This is a genomic window from Actinocrinis sp. (genome assembly GCF_035946395.1).
Classification (GTDB): domain Bacteria; phylum Actinomycetota; class Actinomycetes; order Streptomycetales; family Catenulisporaceae; genus Actinocrinis.
In genome coordinates, this window is record NZ_DASYZI010000171.1 from 18,558 (window position 1) to 36,724 (window position 18,167).

An 18,167-nucleotide genomic window follows, 5' to 3' on the forward strand; every position below is an offset into this window, starting at 1 on the left:
CCTCAATCAAGACACCGAGTCAATAGTCAGCAACGAGACGCGTAAGCCGGTCTTCGTCGTCGTAACCGACCCGAATCGCTCGCACGCTCCGACCCGCCGGTAGGACGACCAACCCGGCGAAGTCCACCGGTCGGCCGGGGCGTTCGAGGATCCGCTCGACGAGGAGTTCGTACTCGTCCACGGGCTCGTCGCCGAGGTCGGTGAACTGTTCGAGGACTGACGCGTCGAGCAGGCACACGAGCCCTGACGGTGTGTCGAAGCCTGGTGCTGCCTGCGTCCAGCGCACCGGCTCGGCTGCCGCCGAACGCAGGCGCAGGCGCACGTCGAACCCGCGCGGCCCCGCAGTCACCGGAAAATCGCCGGGCGGCAGGACGAGATCGAGCGGCTTGGCGTCGCCGAACAGCTCGCTCGGATCGCCGACGATCAGGCGTCCGGTCGGCAACCTGAGCGTGGCTTCCATTCGGATGACCTCTCACATACCTGCGTACCGGCCGCGATGCGGCTCAGAACCCGTTCTCGCCGACCCCGCCGGGCCAGTGCCGCGCGAGCAGCTCGCGGGTGTCGGCGAGCAACTGCGGCAGGACCCTGGTTTGGCCGATGACCGACATGAAGTTCGCGTCCCCGCCCCAGCGCGGCACGATGTGCTGGTGCAGGTGCGCGGCGATCCCGGCGCCGGCCACCGTCCCCTGGTTCATGCCGAGGTTGAAGCCCTGCGGGTTCGACGCGGCGCGCAGCGCGGCCATCCCGCTCTTGGTGAGCGCCGCGAGCTCGGCGGTCTCCTCCGGCGTGAGGTCGGTGTAGTCCGCGACGTGCCGGTACGGGCAGATGAGCAGGTGGCCGGGGTTGTACGGATAAAGGTTGAGGACGGCGTAGACCAACTTGCCGCGCTCGACGATCAGGCCCTCGACGTCACTGAGCGTTGGCACGCGGCAAAATGGGCAGACTTCACCGGCTTCGGTGCTCGCGGGCTTGTTCTCGCCCTTGATATAAGCCAGGCGGTGCGGCATCCACAGGCGCTCGACGCCGTCGGGCGCCCCGGGCCCGACGTGAACGCCTGCCTCGTGCTCCGTCTCCGTGCCCAACCGCGCGTCCATAGCGGCCAGCATATGTGCTGACCGCTGGCGCTCGACCACGAACCCGCGCGATCGCACACAGCTATTCGACAAGACTGACGCGGCACCGGATACCGCTCGCACGCGTTAACTTGGCATCGGCCGTGACGAGCGGACATTCATATTTCTCGGCCGCAGCGACCGACAAGACCTCGACGGCCCAGTGTTCGGGCATGGCCCAATCTGTTGTCTGTGGTGAGCGCGTCGCGGACGGTGTCGCCGATCCGATCCTCATCCAGCAGGGCCAAGGCGAGTACGGACGCATCGACGACGATCAACGCCGTTCCTCGTCAGGCGCACCGAGGGTAGCGTCGCGTGCGCGGCGTTCCGCGCGCAGTGTCTCGATCACATCCTCGGCAGAGAGGCCGGTGCCGTACCTGCGCCGGGAGAACCGTTCGATCACCGCAACGTTGTCAACCCGACGTGCCTCATCGTTGATCACATCGTGGAGGTACTGCTGGAGAGACCGCCCGCGCCGCTTGGCGGCGGCAGCAAGCTTGTCGCGAACCCGCTCGTCCACGTTCCGGATCCGCAGAGCGAGCATGCATGCAGTTTTACATGCATGAGGCTGAACAGCCGCCCTCGTCGGGTGAAGAATCACCCTCACGAGGACGGCTGCGGCACCTGTCTGCTTGCCTACAACCGGCCGCGCACGGCAGCGGCGATCTCGGCTACCGCTTCGTCGACCGGCACACCGTTCTTCTGCTCGCCGCTGCGGTAACGGAACGAGACGGCACCCTTGGCCGCGTCCTCGTCACCGGCCAGCAGCATGAACGGGACCTTGGCCTTCTGCGCGTTGCGGATCTTCTTCTGCATCCGGTCGTCTGACTTGTCGACCTCGACGCGGATGCCGTGCGCGCGCAGCTTGACGGCGACCTCGTCCAGATAGGGCACGTGGGTGTCGGTGATCGGGATGCCGGTCACCTGGACCGGGGCAAGCCAGGCCGGGAACGCGCCGGCGTAGTGTTCCAGCAGGATCGCGAAGAAACGCTCGATCGAGCCGAACAGCGCGCGGTGGATCATCACGGGCTGGTGCCGCGCGCCGTCCTGGCCGGTGTACTGGAGGCTGAAGCGCTCGGGCTGGTTGAAGTCGACCTGGATGGTCGACAGCTGCCAGGTGCGGCCGATCGCGTCGCGGGCCTGGACGGAGATCTTCGGGCCGTAGAAGGCCGCGCCGCCCGGGTCGTCGACCAGTTCGAGTTCCTGCTTGATCGCGGCCTGGCGCAGCGCCTCGGTGGCCTCGGCCCAGGACTCGTCGGTGCCGATCGACTTCTCCGGGTCGCGGGTGGACAGCTCCAGGTAGAAGTCGTTCAGGCCGTAGTCGCGCAGCAGGTTCAGCACGAAGGTCAGCAGGCTGTCGAGCTCGCCCGGCATCTGCTCTTCGGTGCAGTAGATGTGCGCGTCGTCCTGAGTGAAGCCGCGGGCGCGGGTCAGGCCGTGCACCACGCCGGACTTCTCGTACCGGTACACGGTCCCGAACTCGAACAGGCGCAGCGGCAGCTCGCGGTACGAGCGGCCGCGCGCGTCGAAGATCAGGTTGTGCATCGGGCAGTTCATGGGCTTCATGTAGTACTTGACGCCCTCGTCCAGCTCCATCGGCGGGTACATGCCGTCGGCGTACCAGTCGAGGTGGCCGGAGATCTCGTACAGGGTGCTCTTGGTGGTGTGCGGGGTGTAGACGAACTCGTACCCGGCTTCCTCGTGTCGCCTGCGCGAGTACTCCTCCATCGCGTTGCGTACGACGCCGCCCTTGGGGTGGAAGATGGCGAGGCCGGAGCCGATCTGGTCCGGGATGGAGAACAGGTCGAGCTCGTTGCCGAGCTTGCGGTGGTCGCGCTTCTCGGCCTCCTCAAGGAAGTCGAGGTGCGCCTTGAGGGCGTCCCTCGATTCCCACGCGGTGCCGTAGATGCGCTGCAACTGCGGGTTCTTCTCGCTGCCGCGCCAATAGGCGGCGGCCGAGCGCATGAGCTTGAACGCCGGGATGTTGCGGGTGGTCGGCAGGTGCGGACCGCGGCACAGGTCCTTCCAACACAGCTCGCCGCTCTTCGGGTCGAGGTTGTCGTAGATGGTCAGTTCACCCGCGCCGACCTCGGCGGACGCCCCCTCCGCGGCGTTGGCGGCGGAGCCCTTGAGCCCGATCAGTTCGAGCTTGAACGGCTCGGCGGCCAGTTCCTCCCGGGCCTGCTCGTCGGAGACGGGGCGGCGGGCGAAGCGCTGGCCCTGCTTGACGATCGCCTGCATGCGCTGCTCGACGACCTTGAGATCCTCCGGGGTGAACGGCCGCGCGACCTGGAAGTCGTAGTAGAAGCCGTCCCTGATCGGCGGGCCGATGCCGAGCTTGGCCTCGGGGAAGACCTCCTGCACCGCCTGCGCCATCACGTGCGCGGTCGAGTGCCGCAGGATCGCGCGGCCGTCCTCGGAGCCGATGGCCACCGGCTCGACCACGTCGCCGTCGGCGAGGGGGCGGGCCAGGTCGACCAGGACGCCGGCCGCGGCGCCCGCTGGGTGGAGCCGTGCGGCGATGTTCGAGCGGTCGCCCGCGAACTGCGCCGCGAACAGGTCACCGACGGTCGTGCCCGTGGTGACCGTGACCGTCCGCTCGGCCCGATCGGCATGGCGGTGGTCGATGGTCACCCGGATCTCGGACACCCTGGTACTCCTGTTCGTGATATCGGTGGAGAAGCTGTAGTTGTTCTGTCGGCTCGATGGTACCGATCGCGGCGCCGGGCTCCTTCGCTATTCGGGGCCGGTACGGCAGCCACCGGGACGCTACCGACCGGACACCTTTCATTCATCGGACGGGACTAAGTTCGAACCGTGAGCGCGACTGTGGGGGTACGTCCGAGCACGACGGCGGCGGGGAACAGCGGACAGGTCGGCGGCGGGGGCGGCGAACGGCCCGGTCGGGCTCAGTCGCGCAGCACACCGCTGCGCCTGACGCTGTGGGCCGCGGTGGTCTCGACCGCCGTCGCGGCGCTGCTCGGGGTGACGGTCGGGGCCTTCACGGCGGCGAGCGACGGCACGTCAAGCGTCGCGCAGCACGCGGCCGTCGCGTCGGACTCCGCCGACCTGTACTTCAGCCTCTCCGACCTCGACGCCGAGTCGGCGCGCCTCGTGCTGCTGGGCAACGGGGCCAATCCGGCGACCGGCGCGCTCGACCTGGCTGGCGACCAGATCGCGACGCTGGCCGCGTACAACGAGCGCACCACGCAGGTCGACACGGACCTTCGGCGACTGGCGGCCTCCGGCGGCAGCGCGGACGAGTCCGCCATCTCCACGCTGACCAGTGCGGTCACGGTGTACCACCAGATCGCCGACGCCGCCATCTCGCTGGATCAGACGGCGCCGAGCGCGATACCCGACACGATGGGTTCGTCGGCCGGACAGCCGGCCGCGGCAGCGATCGGCTACTACGCACGTGCAACGACGCTGATGCAGAGCCAGTTGCTGCCTGAAGCAAAGGCGCTGCGCGACGACAAGGCGAGGCAACTGTCGGACGCGGCGTCCTCAGCGCATTTGGCCGGGATCATCGGAGCGGTCGCGGCCGGTCTCGTCGGGCTGCTCGCCCTCGGGCTGGCATTCCGGATGCACCGTCAGCTGCGCCTGTGGTTCCGGCGCGCGACCAACGTCGGCGTCCTGGTGACGGCGCTGATCTCACTCACGCTGGCATTGGGCAGCGTGGTTGCGCTGGCCGCTACGGCCAGCGACGCGTCGAACGCGGGCGCACGGTTCGCCGACTATCTGGCGGTCACACGCACGCGTGCGGCGAGTTACGACGTGGACGGCGCGGTAACGCGCTATCTGTTGATGCCGGACACGACACAGGCGCCGATCCAGGGAGCGCAGAAGTCGGCGGCCAACGAACTGCACAACCTCAGCCAGTCGGGCGCCACGGCGAACAAGCGATGGGACTCCATCGTGGGCTCGAATGGCGACATCGCCAAGATCACCGGCCAGATCACCACGAATCCCGTCGACGGCTCGTACTTCAACAGCGTGAGCGACATCGCCACGGCGCTGATCAAGGACACCGGCACGGCGCGCGGCGACGAGGCGTTCGATTTCTATTACTACGACTCGGCGCTGATGACGCTTTCGAACGACCGGTTGGCCGCCTTCGACGACTCGATGTCGTCGGCGCACTCCGACCTGGCCGGCTGGTCGTGGCTGCCATGGGCGCTGGCCGTGGGCGCGCTGACCGGCCTCGGGCTCGGCGTGCGGCCCCGGCTTGCCGAATACCGCTGATCCGCTCGGCGCGGCACGTCGACGCGCTCCAGTCTCCCAGTCATGTACGTGGCCGGATACCCGCCATAAGATGGAATCCCCAAGATGGCCCATGGGACAAAACCAGTTTGATCATCCTGGATTGGGGTGACGCACGGTGGGTCTGGAGATCGCAATAGCCGTCGTGGCGGTGGCGGCGCTGATCGGACGGCCGCGCTTCCGCGTCGTGCGGCAGTTCGAACGGGGAGTGGTGTTCCGCTGGGGCAAGGTGCTCGGCCGTCCCCGCGAGGCGGGGATCACCCTGCTGGTGCCCTTCTCCGACCGGATGGTGCGGGTCAACACGCAGATCGTGACGATGCCGGTGCCCGCGCAGGAGGGGATCACCCGGGACAACGTGACGGTGCGGGTGGACGCGGTGGTGTACTTCCGGGTGATCGACCCGGTCCGCGCGCTGGTGGAGGTGCAGGATTACCAGTTCGCCATCGGACAGGTGGCGCAGACCTCGCTGCGCTCGATCATCGGCAAGTCCGAGCTCGACGAACTGCTGACCAACCGTGAGCCGCTGAACCAGGGCCTGGCGCTGATGCTCGACTCGCCGGCGGTCGGGTGGGGCATCCACATCGACCGGGTGGAGATCAAGGACGTGGCGCTGCCCGAGTCGATGAAGCGCACCATGGCCCGGCAGGCCGAGGCGGACCGCGAGCGGCGCGCGCGCATCATCACCGCGGACGGCGAGTTGCAGGCCTCGAAGAAGCTGGCCCAGGCGGCGGACGCGATGTCGGCCAGCCCCGCGGCGCTCCAGCTGCGCCTGCTGCAAACGATGGTGGAGGTCGCGTCGGAGAAGTCCTCGACGGTCATCCTGCCGTTCCCGGTCGAGCTGCTGCGCTTCCTGGAGCACTCCTCGCTGCCGCACGCCGAGAACGCCGCCGCGGCGCGGGCGGCCAACCAGAGCCGCAGGCGCGCCGTGCAGGCAGCCGACGAAGTCGCCGCGCTGCCCGAAGGCACGTCCGGTGAGGAGATCTCCGAAGTGGAGATCACGGAGGCGCCCGAGACCACCGCCCGAACGACCGAGCCCGACGCCATCGAGGTCGAGCTGAAGCGGGCCGAGGCGCAAGCAGAACAGTCGAAGGCGGCTGGCACCGGGTCAGCTGATGGCACCGGGTCAGCTGACAAGCCGCAAGGCGCGCGGCGATACGGGTGATTGCGCCGACGCGGGTGGTTGCCGAGGGCTGAGGCGCCGATCCACGCGCCTCAGCTCCGCTCAGCCGACCAGCGCGTCGGGTCGGCGCACCTCGGCTCAGCTGCCCTCAGCCGGTGACTCGCGCAGGTAGTTCAGCACCACCGGGTCGATCTTCCCTTGCACCAGGCGCATCTCCAGGTTTTCCCGGCCGCCCCAGATCGCCAGCGCCTTGCCCAGCTCGCCCGGGAAGCCGCGCTCGAACAGCAGGCGGGAGACCTCCTCGGCGAGCGGGCCGTCCAGGTCGAGCAGCGCTTCCGGGTCGGGCTTGCCGAAGACCAGGTCGTGCAGGTCCAGCAGCCGGGCGAGCTCGGCGACCGGCTCCGCGTGGTCGTCCACGCGCAGGTCGACCAGCACGTCGCTGCCGTCGTACCCCTCTCCCGCCGCGACGACCAGCACCGCGGCGCTCTGCTTGCCCCTGCTGTCGCCGCCGGACGCGTCGCCGGCGGCGAGTGCGGCCAGCAGACGACGGGAGAGCGGACCGCGCGGGTCCGAGGCGAGCCAGGCCTCCTCCATCAAGGCGACGACACGTGAGCCGGCCAGGATGTTGCCCTGGATCGCGTAGCCGTAGCCGGTCGCACCGCCGGCCCAGGCTATGCACTCGGAACCCGTGTACGTGGCCGCCCGGCCCTCCGTGTCCACCACGCCGAGCTGGCGCTCCACGGCCTGGGCATCGGCACTGGTCAGCGCCTCGACCGTCTCCTGCGCGCTCTTGCCCGAGCTGAGCAGCTCCAGCCCCGCGGCCTTGTAGCCGACATTGGCGAACGCTTGTGTGGCCAGGGCACCGCCGGGCTGTCCCTCGCGGCCGGCGACGGCCGCCGGAACGACGGAACCGGCGGCGAGGAACTTGGAGGCCACCGCAACGCCGAACTGGCGGCCGTCGGCGCTGCGGGCGACTATCGAGAAGGTCATGGGCTCAGTGTTCCATGGTGCCGATTTCCAGCACGAGGGGCAGCAGTTCCGGAAGATGACCGTCGAAGCGCTCGCCGACGACGACGCGCTCGGCAGGCGCCGTTGCGTACGTGGTGGTGCGCTGCCGGGCCGGGCGTCCCGCGGCGTCGGCGATGGCGCGCAGCTCTCGCACAGACTTGTGGCTGCCGTACGACGAGCCGGCCATCCGCGAGATGGTCTCCTCCATCAGCGTGCCGCCGAGGTCGTTCGCGCCGCCGCGCAGCATCTGCGCCGCCGCGTCCGGGCCGAGCTTGACCCAGCTGGTCTGGATGTTCGGGATCACCGGATGCAGCAGCAGCCGGGCCATCGCGGTGACCGCGCGGTTCTCGGCCATGGTCGGCCCGGGACGGGCGATCCCGGCCAGGTACACCGGCGCGTTGGTGTGCACGAACGGCAGGGTCACGAACTCGGTGAAGCCGGCGTGTCCGCGTTCGAGGTTGCGGCGCTGGATGCCCGCGAGCAGCCGCAGGTGCCCGAGCCAGTGCCGGGGCTCGTCGACGTGCCCGTACATCATGGTCGAGGACGAGCGGACGCCGAGGCTGTGCGCGGTCTCGACGATCTCGACCCACGCCGCGGCAGGCAGCTTGCCCTTGGTCAGGATCCAGCGCACATCGTCGTCCAGGATCTCGGCGGCGGTGCCGGGAATCGTGTCGAGGCCGGCCTCGCGCGCGGCGGCGAGCCAGTCCCGGATCGACATTCCGGTGCGCGTGGAGCCGTTCGCGACCTCCATCGGCGAGAAGGCGTGCACATGCATCCCGGGGACGCGTTCCTTCACCGCGCGCGCGATGTCGAAGTATGCCGTGCCGGGAAGGTCGGGGTGGATGCCGCCCTGCATGCAGACCTCGGTCGCGCCGACGTCCCAAGCCTGCTCGGCGCGGTCGGCGACCTGCTCCAGTGACAGCGTGTAGGCGTCCGCGTCGGTGCGGCGCTGGGCGAAGGCGCAGAACCGGCATCCGGTGTAGCAGACATTGGTGAAGTTGATGTTCCGGGTGACGAGGTAGGTGACGTCGTCGCCGACCGTGTCCCGGCGCAGGTCGTCCGCGATACGGCACAGCTCGTCCAGCGCTCCGGCGTGCTCGGCGCGGTACGCGGTGCCGAAGAGCGCCAGCGCCTGAGCGTCCGTCAGGCGAGTCGGATCGGACTCGGCGACGCGGAGCGCCTCCCGCACATCGCCGTCGAGCCTGGTCAGCGCGCCACTGCCCACAGCAGCTTTGTCCACCGCCGCTTGCCGGCCGGTCCGCACCGCCTCGCGCAGTTCGTTCCAGTCCCCGTAGACGACGTCGAAGTCCCCGCGCCGGTCCTCGGTGCGTCCCTCCACGTCGATCGCCGCGTGCAGATCGGTTCGGCCACTCGCGTTCAGCACCGCGTCAGGCTCCTGCCACGGTCGTCCCTCGACGGCGGCGTCCTCGTCGGCGAGGCCGGTCGCCGGATCGACCAGCGCGCGCACGTGCGGCACGAGTCTGGGGTCCAGCCACGGTTCGCCGCGCCGGATGTACTCGGGATAGATCGTCAGGCGCTCGCGCAGCGTGAACCCGAGGTCGGCGGTGCGGGCCGCGAGTTCCTCGATGTGCGGCCACGGGCGCTCCGGATTCACATGGTCCGGAGTCAGCGGAGAGACGCCACCCCAGTCGTCGATCCCGGCGTTGATCATCTGCGCGTACTGCTCGCCGACCAGGTTGGGCGGGGCCTGGATGCGTGCGGCCGGGCCGAGGATCAGCCGCGCCACCGCGATCGTGGCCGCCAGTTCACCCAGATCCGCGTCGGCGGCGCGGCGCATGGCCGTGTCCGGCTTGGCCCGGAAGTTCTGGACGATGATCTCTTGAATTCCCTGATACTGACGCTGCACGCGCCGTATCGCGAACAGCGCGTCGGCGCGTTCCGCGTACGTTTCCCCGATGCCGATCAGCAGCCCCGTCGTGAAGGGCACGCTGGATCGCCCCGCGTCCTCCAGTACCCTCAGCCGCACCGCAGGTTCCTTATCCGGCGAACCGTAGTGTGGGCCGCCGGGCTCGGACCACAGGCGCGTGGCTGTGGTCTCAAGCATCATGCCCATGGACGGAGCGACCGGCTTGAGGCGCTGGATGTCCGTCCAAGTCAGCACGCCAGGGTTGACGTGCGGCAGCAATCCCGTCTCCTCAAGCGTGCGGATCGCCATCGCGCGCACGTAGGCGAGCGTGTCGTCGTAACCGTGAGCATCGAGCCATTCACGAGCCTCCGGCCACCTATCCTCCGGCCGGTCTCCAAGCGTGAACAGCGCTTCCTTACATCCGAGCGCCGCACCCTTTCGGGCAATGTCCAGCACTTCGTCAGGCGAGAGGAACATGCCGTGGCCGTCACGCCGCAGTTTGCCCGGAACCGTGACGAACGTGCAGTAACCACAGCGGTCTCGGCACAGCCGCGTGAGCGGTATGAAGACCTTCCGCGAATAGGTGATCACGCCCGGACGCCCGGCCTGCGCAAGTCCGGCGTCCCGCACGCGTGCCGCGATGCCTGACAGCGTCGCCAGATCTTCGCCGTGCGCCTGGAGCAGCACCTCCGCCTCGGTGAGATCCAGGGCGACCCCCTGCTCGGCGCGGTGCAGCGCACGCCGCATGCCCGTCCGAGTCGGTCCGTGTCGCTGCTCAGCCATCGTGCCTCCACCGATTGCGTTGCAATTGCGCCTCGGGCACCGGATGTCTCAGGTATTGCCCGTGCCGTGCCCTCATGCGAACCGGGCCGCGGTTCCTATCCTTCCCTGCCGGGTCGGACGAGTGATCGACCGGGTACACCGCGAGCCCGCGATGTCGTGGAAGTTTCCAGGCACTCTTCTCGAAACTTCCGGAATCCGTAACGACGTTTGCCGTGATCGTGCCGACTCGCCCCGACGCCGCCGCAGACCGAAAGCGCGGTGTAGAACCCATAGCAGCAGGTGACCTGGTCGGCGCCGTGCCTCGTATATCCGCACGCTGATGGTGCCTGGCCGCACCCGCACCCGCCGATCACCCGCCCCCGGCATCCGAAACTTTTCGACGATGCCAGGGCTCTGTTGACGCCGTTCGAGAGCCGTTCGACGCTCGTCGTGCCGACAATCGTGATCATGAATCACGATCACACCTCGCACCCCCAGGGAAGGAGAGCGTGCTCGTGATGATCAGATCGAGCATCCCCAAGCTCCGCTCAGCGGTCGTCATGGCGGTGGTGGCCGCGCTGATGGCCGCCGGAGCGGAAACGGTCACGGCGCGCACGGCGACCGCGACGATCGCCGCGTCGCCCGCGGCCCTCACGAGCACCGTCGAGGACGACGGCGCCGGCTGCGCGGTGACGCTGCCGGGCAGCCTGACCAGCAACTCCCTGCTCCCCGATCCCTTCACGAAGCTGAACGGCTCCCGCATCACGTCCACCTCCGACTGGACGTGCCGGCGCGAAGAGATCCTGCAACTGTCCGAGAAGTACGTGTACGGCCAGAAGGCGGGCAAGCCCGCGTCCGTCACGGGCACGGTCTCCAGCACCAACATCACGGTGAACGTCTCGGACAGCGGGAAGAGCGGCAGCTTCTCGGCCGGCGTCACCCTGCCGAGCGGCACCGGGCCGTTCCCCGCCGTCATCGTCTACGGGGGTGTCGGTGTGGACACCGCCACGATCCTGTCCTCCGGCGCGGCCGTCATCAACTACAACCCGCTCAACGTCGGCGCGGAGGGCACGGCGCGTAACGCTAAGTCCGGCGTGTACTACACCCTCTACGGCTCGACGAGCACCACCGGGCTGCTGATGGCCTGGGCCTGGGGCGTCAGCCGCATCATCGACGTCATCAACCAGTCGGGCGGCAACATCCTGGCCAATTCAGTCGGCGTCACCGGCTGCTCGCGGTATGGCAAGGGCGCCTTCGTGGCCGGCGCGTTCGATCAGCGCATCGCGTTGACGATGCCGGTCGAGTCGGGCACCGACGGCGTTCCGATCTTCCGCGGGATTCCCGGCGAGAGCGGCGCGCAGCCGCTGGGCGAGGCCTACAACGAACAGCCCTGGGTGGGCGACGCGTTCAGCGCCTTCACGTCCGACCCGACCACGCTGCCGATCGACACGGACGAAGTCGTCGGGATGATCGCGCCGCGCGGCGCGTTCATCATGGAGAACCCGCACATCGACTGGCTCGCCGCCAAGTCCGGCAGCGTGTCGGCCCTGGGCGGCCGGGAGATCTACACGGCGCTCGGCGCGGGGCCGAACATCAGCTACTGGTCCGACGTGGCGGACGGTACGCACTGCGCGGTACGTCCCGAGTGGACGGCTCCGTTGCAGCAGAGCATCCAGAAGTTCCTGAAGGGCACCGGCACCGCCCCCGGCGTGTTCCGGATCTCCAGCCTCAAGGCCGGCGACCTCTCGCAGTGGCGGAACTGGACGACTCCGACCCTCAGCCAGTCGAGCTCCTCCCCGACGCCTTCGACCTCGCCGAGCGCTTCGCCTTCATCGTCACCATCGCCCTCGGCGAGCCCGAGCCCGTCGAACTCGCCTTCGTCCTCGCCGTCAAGCTCTCCGTCCGCCTCGCCTTCACCGAGCAGCTCGCCCAGCAATCCACCGCCGGGTGGCTGCACGGCGGTGCCGGCGCTCAACCAGTGGGCCGGCGGCTTCACGGTCAGCGTCAACGTGACGGCAGGCGCCTCCGCGATCAGCAGTTGGACGGTGACCATTAACCTGCCATCGAGCGCGGTGGTCACCAGTACCTGGAACGCAACGGCCAGCGGCGCCGGCACGATGCACTTCGCCAATGTCAGCTACGACGGCAGCGTCGGCGCCGGGCAGACCACCAACTTCGGGTTCCAAGGCACCGGGACGGCAACGGGCATGACCGTGGTGTCGTGCTCAGCGACCTAACTCGCCCCATAGACCGCCGGTGCGCCGGGTCAGCCCCTCCCAGCGCACCGGCAACGCGTTAGCACCTGTGCTGTAACCGCCAGTATTCGCCCTGCTCGGCGCCCCATGACGACCTCTGGCTGCGTTGCGGAAACGCCCACGCACAACCACCAGTGCGTGGGCGTTTGCGTGCCTTGCCACACGCCGACCCGGCGCGCCTCGCTTGCGGGCGAAGGCCGGCCGCCACAGCACAAGTACCTCGGCGACCGCCAGGGCACTAGTATTTCGGGTGGCGCCGGGAGGGTGCCCCCGGGTCCGCGGGAAGGACTGAGTCCACCTCCGAACCACCACGCACTGTGGTTTTGGCCTCTTCCTCGGCCTGAGCAGCGGACCGCAGGCGACGGAGGGAGACGCCATGTCTGATCCGCTTCCCGAGCGCCCCGATCTGGATCAGCTGCGCCGCCGCGCGAAGGAACTGCGCGATGCGGCTCGCCAGGGGGACGCCACCGCCGAAGCGCGGTTCGCCCGCCATCACCGCTCACCGCTCCAGGGCGAGGTCAGTCTGGCCGCCGCCCAGCTGGTCATCGCCCGCGAGTCGGGCTTTCCCAGCTGGCCAAAGCTCAAAGCGGCCATCGAGGCCGAGGCGGCGTCACGCCAAGTCGTGTCGGCATTCGCAGCCGCCTCGGTCGAGGGCCGCATGCAGCAGGCGCGGGAACTGCTCCGCGCCGATCCGGAGATCGCTGGCCGCAGTCTGCTCGCCGCGAGCGTGCTCGGCGACGTAGGCGCGGCGCGGCGGCTACTCGAAGCCGATCCCGCAGCGGCAGTGGCCCTCGACGCTGAGCGCGGCTGGCCGCCATTGCTGTACGCCTGTTACTCGCGTTGGCACCAGATCGAACCCGGCCGGGCACCCGCGATGGCCGAGGTGGTCCGCCTCCTGCTGAGCGCCGGGGCCAGTGCGAACACCAACGACGGGGGTCGGCCCCAATTCCGCTCGGCGCTCAAGGGATCGGTGGACGTCGACAACCCGGACATCGCCGAAGTGCTGCTCGACGCCGGAGCCAACCCCGACATGGGCCAGCCGATCGGCGAGGCGGCCGGTCACCGTCGCCACCGATGCCTGAAGTTGCTATTGTCGCACGGCGCCCGCGTGACCGGAACCTGGGCTGTCGGGGCCGCCACGTACGCCGATGATCCCGTTGCGATGTCGCTGCTACTCGACAGTCTCGAAACGAGTGGGGGTGCGGACCGCGCAGCACACGCGGCGACCAGGGCATTGCCGGAGGCTGCCGCGATCGTCTCGTTGCCCGTGATCATCGCCCTGCTCGATGCCGGAGCGAATCCACAAGCCAGCGACGGGGATGGCGTCTCCGCCCTACGCCATGCGGTGCGGGCCGGTAAGAACGACATCGCCGCACACCTGCGCGCTCAGGGCGCTGACGACGACGGGACCGACGTCGACCGGTTCATCGGCGCCTGCCTTAACGGCGACCGCCGCACCGCCGAACGACTGCGTGCCGATGACCCCGGCTTGTCAGAGCGATTGACCGAGCAAGACCAAGCCGTGATCGTCGACGCAGCCGGCTCCCGGCCGCCCGAGACGCTCGCGCTCATGCTCGACCTCGGCCTCTCCCCTCACACACGCAACGACTTGGGCGAACAGCCGCTGCATAACGCCGCCTATTTCGGCAACGCGGCAGCGGTCCGGCTGCTGCTTGACGCGGGGGCCGACACCAACGCTCGCGACACCCGGTTCGACGCGACGCCGCTGGCCTACGCCACAGTCGGCAGTGGCGAGCAGGCCGACGAGCCGGGTGACTGGATCGAGACGATTCGCCTGCTCCTCGACGCGGGCGCGTCGCAACGTGACGTGTGGGTCAAGCAGAAGCCGCCCAGCGAGCAGGTCGCCGACTTCCTGCGGCGCCACGGCATCACTCCCGACGACGAGCCGGCCGCGCAGCCGACCGAGCCACGATCAGACGACCGACCGGAGCACGAGCCAAGCGACCGGAGCGAACCGTCCGGCTCGATCGGCACCGGCGTGCCGGCGGAGATCGCCCGGCACATCGAAGCCGCCTACCGCGAACGTGACCTCGACCTGCTCGCTTCGCTCCTGCATCCCGACGTCCACTGGACCGGGGTGTGCCAGAACAGCGCCGAGGTCATCGACTGGTACCGGGGCATGCTCGCCGAGGGAATGACGTCGACCGTGCGCAGCGTGGAAGTGGACCGCGACGCCGTCGTACTCGGACTCGCCGTGAGCCGCCAGGCCGAAGGCGCCAGACCAGCGCCACCGCAACAGCTCTACCAGGTCCTCACCATCGACGACGCGCAAATCATCGACATCCGCGCGTATCCGGACCGCCGCAGCGCCCTGGCCCGCTCGTAGCTGTCGCCGTCGTTTTTGCAGCTCTTCGGACTTAACCGTCGCCTTGCGGGCGGCTGTAAGGACGACCGCCGCTGTGTGTCGGCTGACCCGGCGCCGCCGGCCACGGTTAAGTCCGAGGAGAGCGTTTTGCCCGCGCCGAAGCGAGTTCGGCGCGGGCAAACGGCAATGCCCACCGCGCTCAGTGCTTACCGCCGCAGCGAGGATGGACCGCAGGTCACGGCGCCGACGTGCTCGACGCGCGCTCGCAGTGCCCGATCGGCGGTCACCACGAGACAGTGCCGACCGGCGCCCTCATTCGTCGCCAGTTCGACGATGGTGTCGTCGCCGATGCCCGCCGCGCTGACGACTCGAACCGTTTCGGTGCTCGCGACGCCGCGAGCCGCGCCTTCGACCACGAGTACGACGTCGAGCGGTCCCTGCCGTGCCCAGTCGGGCAGACCGGCACTGTTCATCCCATTGGCCGTCAGTCCGGCGAGCGAATCGCGCAACCGAACGGCCGCCCCGCGCCGGTCACGCCACCAACCGTCCGGCACCGAGCCGACGACGTTGGCCGAGTCGACGATGATCAGCGGCACTCGCTGTGTCGGCAACTCCCCCATTTCCCCACTCTCCAACTCCCCGCTCCCAGGCTCACAGCGCCAACGGACTCAACTTTGCATACATCAATCCGGCGCGTACAGGAATTACGTCGATCGCTGACGTGCGGCGGCGTACCCTGTTGTCGTGGCCTCGGTAGTAATCACTTACCGATTTATCGGCCCCTGGTCCCGATCGGGTACCACAGGGGTCGCACTTCGCCACGTCTCGGCCGGTTAAGGCCGCAACGCGACTCCCACGGAATCGAGCCCGAGCGAATGGGTCCAGGGGACTTTCCCGTTCCGCTCACTCGAATTCCGATCAAGATCCAAAGGGAGTCCGGCCGTGCTCGTAGCACTTTCACCCGAACAGCTCACACACGACTTGGCCGTGCGTGACCTGACCGACCCGGCTCAGGGCACACACGCGGTACAACTCGTTCTCGAACGCGCAGTCAGCGCGCTCGCCACTCACTGGGGCTGCAACGTTCGCTGGCACCGTGGCGGGCGCATCGTGCCTGTCGCAGACAACTACGACCTGCTCGGCTACGACCCGGCCGACGTCACGCGCGATGCGCGTTATACGCGCTATGTCGATGAGCGGCGCATGCTGCGTAGCCATTCCAGTGCGCTGATTCCGGCAGCACTGCGCGCGTTAGCACACTCCCCCGCGGACGACGTGCTGTTGGTGTGCCCTGGCGTCGTCTACCGACGCGATGCCATTGACCGGCTGCACACGGGTACGCCGCATCAGGTGGACTTGTGGCGTATAAGCCACCGCGCTGCGTTGGGTGATGCGGATCTGCGCGAAATGGTCGCGGCCATCCTCGACGCACTACTGCCCGGCGTACCACATCAACTGGACCCGCGCGTTCACCCCTACACACTTCACGGTCAGCAAGTCGACGTGCGTCAAGCCACTGAGCTCGTCGAAGTGGCCGAAGGCGGTCTGGCGCACCCTCAGGTGCTCGCTCGTGCCGGACTCGGCGACTCGTACACCGGTCTGGCCCTCGGCATGGGGCTGGACCGCTTGCTGATGCTGATCAAGAGCGTGCCGGACATCCGGCTGCTACGCGCTGCCGATCCGCGGATCGCCGGGCAGATGCAGGACCTCACGCCATACCGCGCCGTGTCCGCGATGCCACCGATCCGCCGTGACCTGTCCGTCGCCATCGATCCGGATGACCTGGCCGAAGACCTCGGCGATCGGGTTCGCGAGGCGCTCGGGCCGGGCGCCGCACAGGTCGAGGCGGTCGAGATCCTGTCGCGTACACCCGGCACTGACTTACCCGCCGCTGCCCGTGAGCGGCTCGGCGCGCGTGAGGATCAGGACAACGTGCTTGTACGCGTCGTACTGCGGGACCTTGAGCGCACACTCACCGACCACGACGCGAACGTGTTGCGGGACCGCATTTACGCCGCCATCCACCGCGGCACGGTCCATCAGTGGGCTGTGACCTCGGCTTCGGAAGAGTTGTAACGATACGGTCACTCATCCGCTTCTCATAGCCAGCTCATGTCCTGGTGAGCCACAGGTCCGAGAGTCGTCGCGACATCAATTCCGACCTCCGAGGACCCTCGATGTTCTTCACCTATCTGACCAGGGAGCTACGCAGACGCGGACGGCAGGCGTTCATGATCGCCCTCGGCCTGGCCTTGGGCATCGGCCTGACGATCACCGTGACGGCTGCGTCCGCCGGGGTGAATGCAGCGCAGAACACCGTGCTGCATTCGCTCTACGGCGTCGGGACCGACATGACCGTCACCGGCACCGCGGCGGCGGGCAGCGGGCGGCAGCAGTTCGACTTCCGCGGTCCCGGCGCCGGTTCGAGCAGCGGCACCAAGTCGTCGACCACGAGCACGGACAACCTGGTGCTGTCGCCGGGCACGTCGGCGATCACATCCGCGGCACTGACGAAGATCAAGGACGTCGGTGGAGTATCCGCCGCGGTCGGTTCGTTGTCGCTCAACGACTTCAACATCAGCACCACGGTGACGCAGCAGTTCTCCCAGCAGCCGGACACCGGCGGCGGCCCGAGCGGCGGGAGCGGGAGCGGTGGCAACGGCGGCGGACGCTTCTTCGGCGGTCCGGCCTCCGGCGGCGGGTCCTTCGACGCGACCTCGGTCATGGGCGTGGACACCTCGAACCTGACCGTAGGCCCGACCTCCTCGCTCACGCTCGGCTCCGGCCGGATGCTGACGGCCGCCGACGCCGACTCGAACGTCGCCGTGGTGACGCAGTCCTATGCGTCGTCCAAGAGCCTGAAGCCGGGCGGCACCGTCACGCTCGGCAGCAAGTCGTTCACCATCATCGGCCTGGTGTCCGGCTCGAACTCGACGAACGTCTACATCCCACTGGCCGTGGCGCAGAAGCTCTCATCGCAGACCGGCAACGTGACCACGGTCTATGTGCGGGCCGGCAACGCGACGCAGATCGACGCGGTCGCCGCGGCGATCAAGAAGGCCGACTCGTCGGCCACCGTGACCACCTCGGCCGACCTGGCCAAGTCGGTCACCGGCTCGATCTCCTCGGCCGCCTCGCTGGCGAACAACCTGGGCAGGTGGCTGTCCATCGCGGTGCTGGCCGCCGCGTTCGCCGTCGCCGCGCTGTTCACCATGTCGGCGGTCAGCCGGCGGGTGCGCGAGTTCGGCACGCTCAAGGCGCTGGGCTGGACCTCGCCCCGGGTGGTGCGGCAGGTCATGGGCGAGGCGATCGTCACCGGCCTGATCGGCGGCGCGCTCGGCATCGGCCTCGGCTTCGCCGCCGCGTTCGTGATCGACAAGGTCGCGCCGAGCCTGACGGCGTCCACCGGCGGGATCTCCGCGCCGACCGGAAACGGGCTGCCCGGCGGCGGCAA

Annotated in this window: 13 protein-coding genes; 6 read left to right on the forward strand and 7 right to left on the reverse strand. The window is 68.8% G+C overall.

Translation table 11 applies throughout. The features are described 5' to 3' along the window. Positions 1-19: 19 nt before the first annotated feature. From VGS97_RS10865 to thrS, 4 genes are all read right to left on the reverse strand, one after another. Positions 20-460, reverse strand: a complete 441-nt coding sequence (locus VGS97_RS10865; protein WP_326853220.1) for a hypothetical protein — start codon at positions 458-460, stop codon at positions 20-22. Positions 461-503: 43 nt separating this feature from the next. Continuing rightward, positions 504-1,094 (reverse strand): HIT domain-containing protein, encoded by a 591-nt coding sequence (locus tag VGS97_RS10870; RefSeq protein ID WP_326853221.1) that lies wholly within the window; start codon positions 1,092-1,094, stop codon positions 504-506. 292 nt (positions 1,095-1,386) lie between these two features. Next, a complete protein-coding gene (locus VGS97_RS10875) occupies positions 1,387-1,656 on the reverse strand; it encodes a FitA-like ribbon-helix-helix domain-containing protein (protein ID WP_414641687.1) in 270 nt (89 codons plus the stop codon). 92 nt (positions 1,657-1,748) lie between these two features. Continuing rightward, entirely contained in the window at positions 1,749-3,761 is a 2,013-nt protein-coding gene (gene thrS, locus VGS97_RS10880; RefSeq protein WP_326853223.1) for a threonine--tRNA ligase, read from the reverse strand. Positions 3,762-3,929: 168 nt separating this feature from the next. Between thrS and VGS97_RS10885 the strand changes: the two genes are divergently transcribed. Together VGS97_RS10885 and VGS97_RS10890 are read left to right on the forward strand one after the other, a co-directional pair. After that, a complete protein-coding gene (locus tag VGS97_RS10885; protein WP_326853224.1) occupies positions 3,930-5,357 on the forward strand; it encodes a hypothetical protein in 1,428 nt (475 codons plus the stop codon). 136 nt (positions 5,358-5,493) lie between these two features. Then, positions 5,494-6,537, forward strand: a complete 1,044-nt coding sequence (locus VGS97_RS10890) for a slipin family protein (RefSeq protein WP_326853225.1) — start codon at positions 5,494-5,496, stop codon at positions 6,535-6,537. A gap of 96 nt (positions 6,538-6,633) precedes the next feature. Here the strand turns inward: VGS97_RS10890 and VGS97_RS10895 are convergent, their stop codons facing one another. Both VGS97_RS10895 and VGS97_RS10900 read right to left on the reverse strand, forming a co-directional pair. Further along, positions 6,634-7,485 (reverse strand): DUF1028 domain-containing protein, encoded by an 852-nt coding sequence (locus tag VGS97_RS10895; protein WP_326853226.1) that lies wholly within the window; start codon positions 7,483-7,485, stop codon positions 6,634-6,636. A 4-nt stretch (positions 7,486-7,489) separates the two neighbouring features. Continuing rightward, positions 7,490-10,153 carry a bifunctional FO biosynthesis protein CofGH gene (locus tag VGS97_RS10900; RefSeq protein ID WP_326853227.1) on the reverse strand — a complete coding sequence of 888 codons (2,664 nt, stop codon included), beginning with the start codon at positions 10,151-10,153 and terminating at the stop codon, positions 7,490-7,492. 497 nt (positions 10,154-10,650) lie between these two features. On the opposite strand from VGS97_RS10900, the gene VGS97_RS10905 reads away from it, so the two are divergent. Then, entirely contained in the window at positions 10,651-12,369 is a 1,719-nt protein-coding gene (locus tag VGS97_RS10905) for a cellulose binding domain-containing protein (RefSeq protein WP_326853228.1), read from the forward strand. Between the two features lie 394 nt (positions 12,370-12,763). Further along, entirely contained in the window at positions 12,764-14,734 is a 1,971-nt protein-coding gene (locus tag VGS97_RS10910) for an ankyrin repeat domain-containing protein (RefSeq protein WP_326853229.1), read from the forward strand. A gap of 185 nt (positions 14,735-14,919) precedes the next feature. On the opposite strand, the gene VGS97_RS10915 is transcribed toward VGS97_RS10910, so the two are convergent. Then, positions 14,920-15,333 (reverse strand): hypothetical protein, encoded by a 414-nt coding sequence (locus VGS97_RS10915; protein ID WP_326853230.1) that lies wholly within the window; start codon positions 15,331-15,333, stop codon positions 14,920-14,922. Positions 15,334-15,655: 322 nt separating this feature from the next. Here VGS97_RS10915 and VGS97_RS10920 point away from each other — a divergent pair, with 322 nt between their 5' ends. Continuing rightward, complete coding sequence (locus VGS97_RS10920) at positions 15,656-16,789, forward strand: hypothetical protein (protein WP_326853231.1); 1,134 nt, start codon at positions 15,656-15,658, stop codon at positions 16,787-16,789. Between the two features lie 101 nt (positions 16,790-16,890). Continuing rightward, the coding region (locus tag VGS97_RS10925; protein ID WP_326853232.1) for an ABC transporter permease at positions 16,891-18,167 on the forward strand (1,277 nt) is incomplete at its 3' end.

Bases quoted from the DNA above. Each gene is read 5' to 3' on its own strand.
- VGS97_RS10870 (WP_326853221.1), bottom strand. From the start codon at position 1,094: ATGGACGCGCGGTTGGGCACGGAGACGGAGCACGAGGCAGGCGTTCAC.
- VGS97_RS10905 (WP_326853228.1), top strand. From the start codon at position 10,651: ATGATCAGATCGAGCATCCCCAAGCTCCGCTCAGCGGTCGTCATGGCG.
- VGS97_RS10915 (WP_326853230.1), bottom strand. From the start codon at position 15,333: ATGGGGGAGTTGCCGACACAGCGAGTGCCGCTGATCATCGTCGACTCG.
- VGS97_RS10900 (WP_326853227.1), bottom strand. From the start codon at position 10,153: ATGGCTGAGCAGCGACACGGACCGACTCGGACGGGCATGCGGCGTGCG.
- VGS97_RS10895 (WP_326853226.1), bottom strand. From the start codon at position 7,485: ATGACCTTCTCGATAGTCGCCCGCAGCGCCGACGGCCGCCAGTTCGGC.
- VGS97_RS10865 (WP_326853220.1), bottom strand. From the start codon at position 460: ATGGAAGCCACGCTCAGGTTGCCGACCGGACGCCTGATCGTCGGCGAT.
- VGS97_RS10875 (WP_414641687.1), bottom strand. From the start codon at position 1,656: ATGCTCGCTCTGCGGATCCGGAACGTGGACGAGCGGGTTCGCGACAAG.
- VGS97_RS10910 (WP_326853229.1), top strand. From the start codon at position 12,764: ATGTCTGATCCGCTTCCCGAGCGCCCCGATCTGGATCAGCTGCGCCGC.